The sequence below is a fragment of the Brevibacillus borstelensis genome (genome assembly GCF_037834415.1).
Classification (GTDB): domain Bacteria; phylum Bacillota; class Bacilli; order Brevibacillales; family Brevibacillaceae; genus Brevibacillus; species Brevibacillus borstelensis_A.
On sequence record NZ_JAUMSJ010000150.1, the window covers coordinates 1 to 207 of the forward strand.

At 39.1% G+C, this 207-nt stretch carries 1 protein-coding gene; it reads left to right on the forward strand.

Annotated features, from left to right (window positions below; all coding sequences use genetic code 11):
• On the forward strand, positions 1–207 hold a 207-nt coding region (gene tnpA / locus Q3F21_RS27350), incomplete at both ends, for an IS200/IS605 family transposase (protein ID WP_340259763.1).

Sequence of the window (207 nt, forward strand, 5' to 3'; positions counted from 1 at the left end):
AAAAAGGTTTTACAAGAGCCAGTACACACTCGATTAAAAGAGTTGTTTCTTGAAAAGGTAATGGAACTACGTGCTGAAATTGTAGAAATGGAGGTCATGCCTGATCACGTTCATTTGCTCATCAAATGTGATCCGCCATTCGGAATTCATCGAGTCGTAAAACATTTGAAGGGCTATACATCCAGAATTTTGCGGATGGAATTTCGT